Consider the following 12,581-nt stretch of genomic DNA (forward strand, 5'->3'; position numbering starts at 1 on the left):
AATCCGCGCACGCGGCGCGGATGATGCCATTGCTTTGGCTGTAACCCGGTTTTCAGCTTTGCGGCGGGGGCACATAGCCGGTAGCCTGGTCCGCTCCTTCACCGAAGAAAAATTTCTCAGTCTGTTTAACCAGATACTGGCGCGCACGCGGGTCAGCCATATTCAGCCGGTTTTCATTGATGAGCATCGTTTGTTGCTTGAGCCACGCTTGCCAGGCTTCTTTCGAGACGCCTTCGTAAATGCGTTTGCCGAGTTCGCCCGGCAGTGGTGGAAAGTCGAGACCTTCTGCTTCCTTGCCGAGTTTCGCGCATTGGACCATACGAGTCATGCTGTGCTTCTCCTGTCATTAATGGGTGTGAGGTGAGCGCTGAAGCAAAAGCGGCTCAAAGATGTTTCATCAGGACAAGCGATTTGCGTTGCCAGTTATAGAGCCGGCGGCGGTCTTCTGGAAGATCGTCCACCGTCACCTTGACGAAGCCCCGTTTCAGGAACCAGTGCTCGGTGCGGGTGGTCAGCACAAAAATACGTGTCAGGCCGCGCGCACGCGCGCGTTGTTCGATGCGTTTGAGGAGCCGTTCACCGTCGCCTGAGCCTTGAGCTTCGGGGGCCACCGTGAGGCAGGCCATCTCGCCGATGCGTTCCTGTGGATAGGGGTAAAGCGCGGCACAGCCGAACAGCACGGCATCGTGTTCGATTACCGAGAAATGATCAATATCGCGCTCGATCTGGTGGCGGCCACGCCGTACCAGGGTGCCATCGGATTCGAGGGGCTCAATCAGTGTCAGGATGCCGCCCACATCATCTGGGGTGGCTTCACGCAGGCTTTCCAGGTTTTCGTAGGAAATCATCGTACCCACGCCATCGTGCAGGAACAGCTCAAGCAGCAAGCTGCCATCTAGCGCGTAGGGCAGGATATGCGCGCGCGCTACGCCACCCCGGCAAGCGCGGATCGAATGCTTCAGGTAGAACCCGGCGTCGCCTTGTACTTCACCGCTTTCGTGCAGCCGGTAGGCGTCGTCCAGCGAGAGCTCGCGGATCAGCTCGCCTGCTTCATCCATCAGCCCGGCGGTTTCTGTCAAAAATACGATTTTGTCGGCGCGCAACGCGATGGCGGCGGCTGAGGCGACGTCTTCCATCGCCAGATTGAAGGCTTCGCCAGTTGGCGAGAAACCTAGTGGTGAGAGCAAGACCAGCTTGCGGCTGGCTAGCGAATGGCGGATGGAATCCGCGTCAATCTTGCGGACCAGACCGGTGTGGGCGAAATCGACGCCATCCAGAATGCCAACCGGCCGCGCCGTGACGAAATTGCCCGATACCACGCTGATGTGGGCATGTGCCATCGGTGTATTCGGTAAGCCCTGACTAATCGCTGCTTCGATGTCGAGCCGGACTTCGCCAGCCGCTTCTTTGGCGGATTCGAGCGCGCGGGCGTCGGTAATACGCATGCCGTGTGAAAACTCGGACTCCACACCATGCAGGCTCATCTGCTCTTCGACCTGTGGCCGGGAGCCATGCACCAGCACGATCTGGATGCCCATCGCCTGCAGTAGCGCGATGTCTGAGACGAGGGCGTTGAGCAAGCCTTGGTGCACGACTTCGCCGCCAAAACCAACCACAAAGGTTTTGTTGCGAAATGCGTGGATATAAGGTGCAACGGAGCGCATCCAGTTGACGAACTGCGCATGCGGCAAGCCCGTGTCAGTAGCGCCAGTGCTAGCTGGCACGCCGGGCGGCGCGGGAAGAATGTCGGATTGGGAATTCATGGCGGGGATTATAATGCGCCCCCATGTCGAATGTACCCAAAAGTCCCGCTCCGGCGAGCCCGAATCTGCCGCCTGATGCCCGACAACGCAAGCCTGGCCCTGGTGGCTCGGCCGCGAGTTCCCCTCCGGTGTCACGTCCTCCCCGTCAGCCTCGTCCTACCCGCGAAACCACCGCGCCGCGTGTGCCGCATCCGCCACGTGCACCGCGCGTGGCCGTGGTGCCTAATCCGGTGCCGCCGATTACCTTTCCTGAGGCACTGCCGGTCTCTGGGCGGCGCGACGAGATCGCGCAGGCGATTGCGCAGCACCAGGTGGTGATCGTGTGCGGCGAAACCGGCTCAGGTAAAACCACGCAGTTGCCGAAGATCTGTCTCGCGCTCGGGCGCGGGCTGGGTGCGGGTGGCACCGGGCTGATCGGCCATACCCAGCCGCGCCGTATCGCGGCTTCGGCAACCGGGCGTCGTATCGCAGAAGAACTGGGAACGCCGTTTGGCGAGGTGGTCGGCTACAAGGTGCGCTTTACCGACAACCTGGCAGCGGGTGCCTCGGTCAAGCTGATGACAGATGGCATCTTGCTCGCCGAAACTCAAACGGACCCCCTGCTGCGCGCCTATGACACGCTCATCATCGACGAAGCCCACGAGCGCAGTCTCAACATTGATTTTCTGCTGGGCTATCTGCGGGAAATTCTGTCTAAGCGACCCGATCTGAAACTGATCGTCACCTCCGCGACGATTGATGCCGAGCGTTTTGCCCAGCACTTTTCCCAGGCGGGTAAGCCCGCTCCGGTGATCGAAGTCAGCGGGCGTTTGTATCCAGTGGAAATCCGCTATCGCCCGGTGGTGGAAGATAGCCCAGCCGTGAAGGCTGCCGAGGGTTCCGCGTCGCGCGACCGGGCCCGGCCCGCGCAGCGCGCGCCGGGCAAAGACCGTGACTTGATGGAAGCGATTGTCGATGCGGTGGATGAGCTGTGCCGGGTGGGCCCGGGCGATGTACTAGTGTTCTTGCCCGGTGAGCGGGAAATTCGTGACGCAGCTGAAGCGCTGCGCAAGCATCATCCGGCGCATACGGAGATCCTGCCGCTCTTTGCCCGCTTGTCGGCGGCTGACCAGGAGCGCGTGTTCCGGGCCTCGAATGCGCGCCGCATCGTGCTGGCGACTAACGTCGCTGAAACCTCGCTGACGGTGCCAGGCATCCGTTATGTGGTGGATACCGGGCTGGCACGGGTCAAGCGTTACTCGTATCGCAACAAGGTGGAGCAACTGCAGGTCGAGCCGATTGCCCAGGCGGCGGCAAACCAGCGCGCGGGCCGTTGCGGCCGGGTGGCGGATGGGGTGTGCATCCGGCTGTATGAAGAGAATGATTTTCAGGCGCGGGCGCGCTTTGCCGATCCGGAAATTTTGCGCTCGTCGCTGGCGGCGGTGATTTTGCGCATGAAGTCGCTCCATCTGAGCGCAATCGAAACCTTTCCCTTTATTGAGCCGCCTCCTGGCCGGGCGATTGCCGACGGCTATCAGTTGCTCAATGAACTCGGCGCGATGGATGACAGCAACGCGCTCACGCCGCTCGGGCGTGAGCTGGCGCGCCTGCCGCTGGACCCTCGCGTTGGGCGGATGATTCTCGCCGCGCGCGATCAGCAAGCGCTGCGCGAAGTGCTGATCATTGCGAGCGCGCTGTCGGTCCAGGACCCGCGCGACCGGCCCGTCGAGGCTCAGGAGCAAGCCGATCAGGCGCATCGCCGTTTTGCCGACGAGCGTTCAGAGTTCCTGCAATGGCTGAAGATCTGGGCATGGTTCGACGAAGCGATTGCGCATAAGAAATCCAACCGCCAACTGGGCGAAGCCTGCCGCGCGAACTTCCTGTCCCAGCTGCGTTTGCGCGAATGGCGTGATGTGCATGCGCAATTGCTGACGGTGGTGCGCGAGCATGGCTGGCGGCTGAACGATACCGAAGCGACCTTCGAGCAGATTCACCTGGCGCTGTTGACGGGGCTGCTGGGCAATATCGGTTTAAAGGCGGATGACGAGCCGTATTACCTCGGCGCTCGTGGCATCAAGTTTTATCTCTGGCCCGGCTCGGCGCTGGTGAAAAAAGCCGGGCGCTGGGTGATCGCGGCGGAGCTGGTCGAGACCAGCCGCCTGTATGCGCGCTGCCTCGCCAAAATCGAACCGGAATGGCTTGAGCGGGTGGGCGGGCATTTGCTCAAAAAATCGCTGTCCGAGCCGCACTGGGAAAAGCGCGCGGCGCAGGTGTCGGCGTATGAGCGGGCGGTGCTGCACGGCTTGCCGGTGTATCACCGGCGGCGTGTCAGTTTTGGCCGCCAGGACCCGGTGCGGGCGCGCGAGCTGTTTATTCGCGGGGCGCTAGTGGAGGGCGAATTCGACACGAAACTGCCGTTCTTCGCGCATAACCGCAAGCTGCTAGCCGAGATCGAGCAGCTTGAACACAAGTCGCGGCGTCAGGATGTGCTGGTCGACGATGAATTGATCTTCGCTTTTTATGACCAGGCATTGCCGCCAGGGATCTATACCGGCGCAGCGTTCGAGCGCTGGTACCGGGATGAAATAGTGAAGAGTGGGCAGCCGGAGGGGCGTTCGCGTTTGCTGTTTTTGTCGCGTGATGACTTGATGCGGCACGAGGCCGCCGGGGTGACCACCGATCTCTTTCCGAAGCGCATGACGATGGCGGGCGTCGAGATGGGGCTGACCTATCACTTCGAGCCAGGCTCGCCGCGCGATGGCGTCACGCTGGCCGTGCCGCTGTATGCGCTCAACCAGGTCGATACCCGGCGTTGCGAGTGGCTGGTCACCGGCATGCTGAAAGAAAAGACCCAATTGCTGCTGAAGTCGCTGCCGCAAAAACTGCGACGCCACTGCGTGCCGTTGCCGGAGTATGCCGCGGGCTTTGTCGAGCGCATGGGCGGGGCGCGGTTTGGCGCGGGTGGCTTGCTCGAAACCTTGATCGCCGATATCCGCGAGCAGACCCAGGTCGCGCTGAAATCATCGGACTTCAAGCTGGAAACACTGCCCGCGCACTTGTTCATGAACTTCAAGGTGATTGACGAGCATGGCCGGCAACTGGCGATGGGCCGCAATCTGGCGCAACTGCGCGCAGAGCTGGGCGGCCAGGCGCAGCAGCATTTCCAGAAAATAACCACCGGCGCGGCGGGCCTGGCACTCGCCGATGCGGCGCTGGTGCTGCGGCCTGGCGAAAGCGTGGCGGGCGGCATGGCGGGCACGGCAGGCAAGGGTGGTGTGCCGGTGACGGCCGGGCCGGGGCGGCGTCAGTCTGAGCCGAAAACCATCGCGCCAGCCGCGACGGGCGAGCCCTCAACTGCGCTTTACGAAAAGCTCACGACGTGGAGTTTTGGCAAGTTGCCGGAGCTGCTGGAAATTCGCCGTGGCGGCCAGACGCTCTATGGTTATCCGGCGCTAGTGGATCGGGGGGCGCATTGCGACGTCGAGGTGTTTGATTCGCCCGATGAAGCGGCGCGGATTCACCGTGCCGGGTTGCGCCGGCTGTTTGCGTTGCAACTGAAAGAGCCGATCCGCTACCTGGAAAAAAACTTGCCCGGGCTGCGCGAAATGGCGTTGCAGTTCATGCCGCGCGCCAGCCAGGAAGAACTGCGTGACCAACTGGTGGATACCGCGCTGGATCGGGCCTGCTTGCAGGCACCGTTGCCTGACGATGACGCCAGCTTTGCCCTGCGCCGTGACGAAGGGCGTAGCCGTTTGACCTTGCTGGCGCAGGAAATTGCCCGGCTGGGCGGACAGATTCTCAACGAATACGCCGCGCTAGGGAAAAAGCTGGTTCAGGCCAAGCCCTATGCCGCAGCGCATGCGGATTTGCAAAATCAACTGGATGGGTTGCTGGGTAAGCGCTTCATCATCGACACGCCGTATGCGCAGCTGGCGCATTTCCCGCGCTATCTGAAGGGCATTGCGCTTCGTATCGACAAGCTGAAAGCTGATCCTGCCCGCGATGCTCGCCAGTTCGCCGAGTTTCAGCCGCTGCTGCAGCAGTATCAGCGCGCGCTGGCGCAGCGCGGTGGGGTGCTGGATGCCCGTCTGGGGGAGTTTCGCTGGCTACTGGAAGAACTGCGGATCTCGCTCTTCGCTCAAGAGTTGCGCACGCCGATGCCGGTGTCGGTCAAGCGGATGCACAAGGTGTGGGAGTCGATGCAGCGTTGATTCGGCGCTAGCCGAGCGCTCGGACAGATCTCCTCGGGTACCGGCTGCGTCAACCGCTTGCCAGGGCAAACGTTCTACAATGACCAACGATTTTTGAAATAGGTTTTTATGCGCATTTCTTTTGTTTCTGCCTGTGTCAGTACGCTGATCGCTATTACTGTCACGGGTTTTTCCGCTCCACTGGCCCACGCGGACAACGTGATTGTGCTCAATTCCGCTGAAGCTACGCTGAGCCTGATCGACCAGGCGACGCGCGAGGTGGTCGGTACCGTGCCGACGGGCAAGGAGCCGCATCACCTGATGGCAACGCCGGACAATTCCTCGCTGATCGTCGCTAACTCGATATCAGACAACCTGATGTTCGTCGATCCGAAAACCGGCAAAGTGCAACGCTGGCTCGAAAACATCGAAGATCCGTATCAACTGGGCTTCTCGCCCGACCGTAAATGGCTCGTGACAGCCGGTCTGCGTCTTGATCGCGTCGATATCTACCGCTATGACGGACGCAATCCGACCTTGGTCGCGCGTGTGCCGCTGGCCGTGATGCCAAGCCATCTGGCGTTCAGCCGGGACAGCAAAACAGTTTTTGTCACGCTGCAGGTGTCAGGCGAGCTGGCAGCGATTGATCTGCCGAGCCAGACGGTCAAATGGAAGATGAAGGTCGGTAAGGTGCCCGCTGGGCTGTGGATGACCCCGGAGGAAAAATATCTGCTGATCGGCATGACCGGTGCAGATTACGTCGCGGTGGTGGACTGGAAAAACCAGAAAGTCGTCAAGACGATTCCCACCGGCAAGGGCGCGCACAACTTCCGCTCGCTGGTGGATGGCCGTCATGTGGCGGTGTCCAATCGAGTCGCCAGCACGATCAGCATCATCGACGAAGAAAATCTCACGAATGCCGGCGATATCACGGGTTTGCTGCCAGGCCCGGACGATATGGAACTGTCGGCGGACAAGCGTTATCTGTGGGTGACTTTCCGCTTTGCCAAACGGGTGGGCATTATCGACCTGAACACGCGCAAGCTGATCCAGACGATTGCCGTGGGACGCTCGCCGCACGGCATTTACTTCTTTGACCGCGCACCCGTTACCGCTCCTAACGGAGCCTGACCGTATTTCATGCTGAACCGGAGGCGGCAGGCATTATGTTCCACCTGATTTTTTCTTCAATCGACGGCTTTATTTCGACGTTGCAAACGTGGCTGTACATCGACGTGGTGCAGCCGTTTTTGTTTCGCTTCGATTTGATGGGCTACGACGAGGACACCTACGACAGCCTGTACTGGGTGATTATCGGCGTGCTCGAAGTGCTGACGATGTATGTGCTGCTGCGCCCGCTGGAAGCGTTGCGCCCTGCCGAGCAATGGCCGAGCCGCAAGGCCGTGCGGGTCGATGTGATTTACACCTGGATCGCCAAGCTGGGCCTCCTGAACCTGTTTTTCTTCTTCGCATTGCAGCCCTTGTTCGACAACGTGCAAGGCTGGTTGCGCCTGCGCGGCATTGCCAACATCGAGTTCGATAACCTTTGGCCTGGCGTGACGACCCAGCCGCTGGTGACTTTCGTGATGTATCTGCTGGTGCTGGATTTCGCCGGTTACTGGTATCACCGCTGGCAGCATCGCATTGGCGTCTGGTGGGAGCTGCATGCGGTGCATCATAGCCAGCGCCAGATGTCGCTGTGGTCGGATGACCGCAATCATTTACTGGACGATTTGCTGCAGGCATCGTTTTTCGCCGTTATCGCGCTGCTGATTGGCGTGTCGCCGTCACAGTTCGTGGTGCTGGTGGCGCTCACTAATCTCGCGCAGAGCGTGCAGCACGCCAATATCCGGCTGTATTTCGGCTGGCTGGGCGAGCGCTTGATTGTCAGCCCGACGTTTCATCGGCGTCATCACGCGATTGGCTATGGTCACGAAGGTTTGAAGTACGGCTGTAATTTCGGTGTGCTGTTTCCATGGTGGGACATGCTGTTTGGCAGCGCCTCCTGGAGCCGTGCCACCGAGCCAACCGGCATCGCTGACCAGCTTGATGGCCGGCACTATGGCGAGGGCTTCTGGGCCCAGCACTGGCTGGCATTCAAGCGCATCGGCGCGCGTCTGGTGGCAAAGCGCCGTGGCCCGGCAGATAAAGATGCGCCCGCTGTCTGACAACGGTTGCGTTGGGAGGCTGTCTGGTGGTTTGGCCGGCAGCACTCCCCGGTTTTTCTCCATGGCATTTGCTGGTTTCTTCCTGCTGCTTTCTGCACGTCCTGCGCGTTCTGCTTTGACTCCCTCCTTTTTCTGGTACCCGCTCGCATGAATGATCTGTTGCGCTCATTTGGCCGTGCGCTTTCCAGCGTGCTTCATCCGCGCATGCTCTGGCTGACCTTGCTGCCGTTCGCGCTGGCCGCGATCGTCTGGGGCGGGGTGTTCTGGCTTTCGTGGCAGATGCTGACGGGTGTTGCCCGTGTCTGGCTCGATGGCTGGTCGTTCACGACGGCGTTGTACCACCTGTTCGACTGGTTCGGCTTTAGCTCGCTGCGCTCGGTGATGGCACCGTTTCTGGTGATGGTGCTGGCGATTCCGCTGATCGTCGTGACGGTGTTGCTGCTGATCGCCACGGTGTCGATGCCTGGTGTGGTGCGTTATCTGTCGGTGCGGCGCTTCTCCGGGCTGGAGATGCGGCGTGGCGGCACCTGGTATGGCGGCCTCGCGTATGCGCTATGGACCACGCTGGTTTGTGTCGTGCTGCTGGTGTTGACGCTGCCGTTATGGCTGGTGCCGCCGTTTTTTGCATTGATCCCGCCGCTGCTCTGGGGCTGGCTGACTTATCGCGTGATGACGTATGACGCACTCGCGCTGCACGCCAGCCGCGAGGAGCGGCTGGCGCTCGTGCAGCGTTACCGCTGGCCGTTGTTGCTGATCGGTATTGTCAGCGGGTTGCTGGGTACGCTGCCGTCATTGCTGTGGATCTCATCTATCTGGTTTATCGCGCTGTTTCCTTTGATTACGCTGGCGATGATGTGGGTGTACGCGTTGATTCTGGTTTTTTCGGCGCTCTGGTTTGGTGAATATTGCTTGCGCGCATTGCAGCGGATGCGCGGCCAGAACCCGGACTGGCTGGATCCGCCCCTGCAGCAACCGCCGCAGTTGCCGCAGTTGCCGTCCTGAGCGGTGTTGTTGACGCAGTAATGAATGGTTTTATCCGTGTGTTTTCCAGATCCAGAAAGAGGCAGCCATGGCAGTCGGGGTGATCATCATTGGCGATGAGATTTTGTCGGGCAGGCGGGCTGACAAACATTTGCCGAAAGTTATCGAATTGCTGAAGGCGCGCGGACTGGCGCTTGAGTGGGCCGAATATATCGGTGACGATCCGGTGCGTATTACCGCGACATTGCAGCGCACGTTTGCCTCGGGCGATATCGTGTTTTCAACCGGTGGCATTGGTGCGACGCCGGACGATCAAACCCGGCAATGCGCGGCTGCGGCGCTAGGTGTGCCGCTTGAACTTCATCCAGAGGCCGCCGTGCTGATTCGGCAGAGGATCAGCGAGATGCATCCGGCCTCTGCGGCCGAGCCCGTGGATTTCACCTCGATCGAAAACCTGCATCGGCTGAATATGGGTGTCTTTCCGCGAGGCGCGTCGATTATTCCGAATGGCTATAACAAGATTCCGGGGTTCTCGGTGGCGGGGCATCACTTTGTGCCGGGATTTCCAGTGATGGCCTGGCCGATGATCGAATGGGTGCTGGATACGCATTACGCGCATTTGCATCACGCCACGCCGCATGCCGAAAAATCGCTGCTGGTGTTCGAGCTGCCTGAATCGACACTGACGCCGTTAATGGAACAAATCGAGCGTGATTTTGCCGGGGTGCGGGTGTTTAGTCTGCCGAGCGTGGGGGATGCGCAGCGCGGTGAGATTTACGCGCGGCGGCATATTGATCTTGGCGTGAAAGGCGAGCCGGAAGCCGTCGCGGCTGCTTTTGTCAAATTACGCGAGGGTGTGCATGCGCTGGGCGGCGATATCGTCGAGCCGGAGCACCCGGGCAAGCCGTGATGCGCTTGAGAGCGGATTGATCTGCGGTGCGGTTGTTAATGGTTGGGTGCTGATGGTGTCAGCGCTAAAGGCGGTACCGCCGCAGGTTAACGTGTGGCAGCTATTGCCACGGTGACTGGTGGCGGCAACGAGCAAGGACAACCGGCAACCGGCAACCGCATCAAGCACCAATCCAGGGCAAACCACGAAAACACCATCCAGACACCGTCTTGCGATGGCCCTGGCTGTCTTTGTCTCCCTCAAACCCTTCCAGCAGGTCGAATGCGCGGCTGAACCCGGCTGCGCTGGCTGCCGTGGCCGCCAGTTTGGAGCGCGCCGCACTGCGGCAGAGAAACAGCAGCGGCGCATCCAGTGGAACGGCCGCGCGCAACTGCTCAATAAATTCTGCGTTGAGGACCCCGCCCGGATAGCGGAGCCATTCGAGATGGAGATATTGCCCGTCGTCTGTGACTGGCCGGCCGACCCAGTCCAGTTCTGCCCGGGTGCGGACATCAATCAGGCGGGCGTGGCGTTCCAGTTGCATGAATTCGAAGGCTTCAGCAGGTGACATCGCCCCCGCGTAGGGCAACGGGTTCCCGGTGCGCCGCTGGCTGGCCTGGGTGTAAAGCTGTTCAAGCGTACTCATGGCGATCTTTGTCCTGTTTGGCAAACGGGCATTCTAGCGCTGTCCCGGCACGGGGCTGGCGCGGGTGGCAGCGGTGCTGAGCGGCAATGTCAGAGATTGCCGGGCCACGCCACAAGCGTCGAGTTCGAGGGGAATTTGATGGCTCACGGTGCGTTGCACACGCTGAATGCGCTATATCGGTGCAAAATGCTGGCCACGCACCAAAATCACTCGCGCGCGCCAATGAGGTAGGCATGCTGCTTGCCACTGGTGCGGCGTGCGAGTGGCTCGAAAGGGTGCGTCAAGCCTGCCAGGTTGCGGTTGCAACACAAGGGTTCCGGGGGAAATCAGGGCTGCCGGGCGCTGACGCCACGTCTTGATGCAGCAGGCTGATGCGGACATGGCACAGATGATGCTTAAGAGCCTTCCCATTAACCGGTTCATAGCGGTTTATAGCGGTTCATCGTTTCGGGCTGCGTGTCGCAGTCTGGGCGGCATATTGAAACAGTGTTACTCGCTTCAAGCGGCGGCAGATTCCGCCGAATTCGTTAATCAGGAGATAGGTTATGAGTAAATCCGTGGCTGACGTCATGCAGATCGTCAAAGACGAAGACGTCAAGTTTGTCGATTTTCGTTTCACCGATACACGAGGCAAAGAGCAACACGTTTCGGTGCCGGTCTCGGCATTCGATGACGATAAATTCGAAAGCGGCCATGCCTTTGATGGTTCGTCGATTGCGGGCTGGAAGGGCATTGAGGCATCGGACATGTTGCTCGTACCAGACCCGGATACCGCCTTTCTCGACCCGTTTTACGAAGAATCAACCCTGGTGCTGACCTGTGACGTGGTTGAGCCAGCCGACGGTAAAGGCTATGAGCGCGATCCGCGCTCGCTTGCCAAGCGCGCTGAGGCTTACCTGAAAAGCACCGGCCTTGGCGACACCGCGTACTTTGGCCCGGAACCTGAATTTTTCATTTTTGATTCGGTGCAGTGGAATACCGATATGTCCGGCTGCTTCGTCAAGATTGGTTCAGAAGAAGCGCCGTGGTCGTCAGGCAAAGAATTCGAAGGCGGCAATACGGGCCATCGTCCAGGGGCGAAGGGCGGTTATTTTCCGGTTGCGCCAGTCGATTCGTTTCAGGACATCCGCTCGGAAATGTGTCTGTTGCTGGAGCAGATCGGCATTCCGGTCGAAGTGCACCACCACGAAGTGGCAGGCCAGGGGCAGAACGAAATCGGCACCCGCTTTTCGACACTGGTTCAGCGCGCTGACTGGACCCAGCAAATGAAGTACATCATCCATAACGTCGCGCACACCTACGGCAAGACGGCGACGTTTATGCCGAAGCCGATCGTCGGTGATAACGGCTCGGGCATGCACGTGCACCAGTCGATCTGGAAAGATGGCCAGAACCTGTTCGCGGGCAATGGCTATGCAGGCTTGTCGGAGTTCGCGCTGTTTTACATCGGCGGCATCATCAAGCACGCCCATGCGCTGAACGCGATCACCAACCCGACCACCAACTCGTACAAGCGTCTGGTGCCGCACTATGAAGCACCGGTCAAGCTGGCGTATTCGGCGCGCAACCGTTCGGCCTCGATCCGCATTCCACACGTGTCGAACCCGAAAGGCCGCCGCATCGAAACCCGCTTCCCGGACCCGATGGCTAACCCGTACCTGTGCTTCTCCGCGCTGATGATGGCGGGCCTGGATGGCGTGCAGAACAAGATTCATCCGGGCGAAGCAGCCGATAAAAACCTGTACGACTTGCCACCGGAAGAAGATGCGCGCATCCCTACCGTCTGCGCTGGGCTCGATCAGGCGCTGGACGCGCTCGATAAAGACCGTGAATTCCTGACTCGCGGTGGGGTGTTCACTGATTCGATGCTGGACGCGTATCTCGAACTGAAGGCGGGCGAGCTGCAACGTTTCCGCATGACGACGCACCCGATCGAGTTCGAAATGTATTACTCGCTGTAAGTCG

The 12,581-nt window shown here is 60.2% G+C and carries 8 protein-coding genes and 1 pseudogene; 6 read left to right on the forward strand and 3 right to left on the reverse strand.

The window, feature by feature from the left end:
* Window positions 1-52: 52 nt before the first annotated feature.
* Window positions 53-328, reverse strand: coding sequence for an oxidative damage protection protein (locus tag GH656_RS05595; protein WP_153074962.1), 276 nt, complete (start codon window positions 326-328; stop codon window positions 53-55).
* 55 nt (window positions 329-383) lie between these two features.
* A complete protein-coding gene (argA, locus tag GH656_RS05600) occupies window positions 384-1,763 on the reverse strand; it encodes an amino-acid N-acetyltransferase (protein ID WP_153074963.1) in 1,380 nt (459 codons plus the stop codon).
* Between the two features lie 23 nt (window positions 1,764-1,786).
* On the opposite strand from argA, the gene hrpA reads away from it, so the two are divergent.
* The 5 genes and pseudogenes from hrpA (at window position 1,787) to GH656_RS05625 (ending at window position 9,991) form a co-directional block, all read left to right on the forward strand.
* Window positions 1,787-5,953, forward strand: a complete 4,167-nt coding sequence (hrpA, locus tag GH656_RS05605; protein WP_153074964.1) for an ATP-dependent RNA helicase HrpA — start codon at window positions 1,787-1,789, stop codon at window positions 5,951-5,953.
* Between the two features lie 108 nt (window positions 5,954-6,061).
* Window positions 6,062-7,027, forward strand: a pseudogene (locus tag GH656_RS05610) (YVTN family beta-propeller repeat protein); the annotation flags it as partial.
* A gap of 71 nt (window positions 7,028-7,098) precedes the next feature.
* Window positions 7,099-8,100 (forward strand): sterol desaturase family protein, encoded by a 1,002-nt coding sequence (locus GH656_RS05615; RefSeq protein ID WP_153074966.1) that lies wholly within the window; start codon window positions 7,099-7,101, stop codon window positions 8,098-8,100.
* Between the two features lie 147 nt (window positions 8,101-8,247).
* The gene (locus GH656_RS05620; RefSeq protein WP_153074967.1) at window positions 8,248-9,102 is read left to right on the forward strand and encodes an EI24 domain-containing protein; all 855 of its coding nucleotides are present in this window, start codon (window positions 8,248-8,250) and stop codon (window positions 9,100-9,102) included.
* Between the two features lie 67 nt (window positions 9,103-9,169).
* Window positions 9,170-9,991, forward strand: a complete 822-nt coding sequence (locus tag GH656_RS05625) for a competence/damage-inducible protein A (RefSeq protein WP_153074968.1) — start codon at window positions 9,170-9,172, stop codon at window positions 9,989-9,991.
* 160 nt (window positions 9,992-10,151) lie between these two features.
* On the opposite strand, the gene GH656_RS05630 is transcribed toward GH656_RS05625, so the two are convergent.
* The gene (locus GH656_RS05630; RefSeq protein WP_153074969.1) at window positions 10,152-10,616 is read right to left on the reverse strand and encodes a rhodanese-like domain-containing protein; all 465 of its coding nucleotides are present in this window, start codon (window positions 10,614-10,616) and stop codon (window positions 10,152-10,154) included.
* Between the two features lie 545 nt (window positions 10,617-11,161).
* On the opposite strand from GH656_RS05630, the gene glnA reads away from it, so the two are divergent.
* Window positions 11,162-12,577 carry a type I glutamate--ammonia ligase gene (glnA, locus tag GH656_RS05635; RefSeq protein WP_153074970.1) on the forward strand — a complete coding sequence of 472 codons (1,416 nt, stop codon included), beginning with the start codon at window positions 11,162-11,164 and terminating at the stop codon, window positions 12,575-12,577.
* The last annotated feature ends 4 nt before the right edge of the window (window positions 12,578-12,581 follow it).

Origin of the sequence: Paraburkholderia bonniea (assembly GCF_009455625.1) — a bacterium.
Taxonomy (GTDB): domain Bacteria; phylum Pseudomonadota; class Gammaproteobacteria; order Burkholderiales; family Burkholderiaceae; genus Paraburkholderia; species Paraburkholderia bonniea.

What these genes read in the sequence shown, in the direction of transcription:
- GH656_RS05615 (WP_153074966.1), top strand. Translation starts at nt 7,099, where the DNA reads ATGTTCCACCTGATTTTTTCTTCAATCGACGGCTTTATTTCGACGTTG.
- glnA (WP_153074970.1), top strand. Translation starts at nt 11,162, where the DNA reads ATGAGTAAATCCGTGGCTGACGTCATGCAGATCGTCAAAGACGAAGAC.
- GH656_RS05595 (WP_153074962.1), bottom strand. Translation starts at nt 328, where the DNA reads ATGACTCGTATGGTCCAATGCGCGAAACTCGGCAAGGAAGCAGAAGGT.
- argA (WP_153074963.1), bottom strand. Translation starts at nt 1,763, where the DNA reads ATGAATTCCCAATCCGACATTCTTCCCGCGCCGCCCGGCGTGCCAGCT.
- hrpA (WP_153074964.1), top strand. Translation starts at nt 1,787, where the DNA reads ATGTCGAATGTACCCAAAAGTCCCGCTCCGGCGAGCCCGAATCTGCCG.
- GH656_RS05625 (WP_153074968.1), top strand. Translation starts at nt 9,170, where the DNA reads ATGGCAGTCGGGGTGATCATCATTGGCGATGAGATTTTGTCGGGCAGG.
- GH656_RS05620 (WP_153074967.1), top strand. Translation starts at nt 8,248, where the DNA reads ATGAATGATCTGTTGCGCTCATTTGGCCGTGCGCTTTCCAGCGTGCTT.
- GH656_RS05630 (WP_153074969.1), bottom strand. Translation starts at nt 10,616, where the DNA reads ATGAGTACGCTTGAACAGCTTTACACCCAGGCCAGCCAGCGGCGCACC.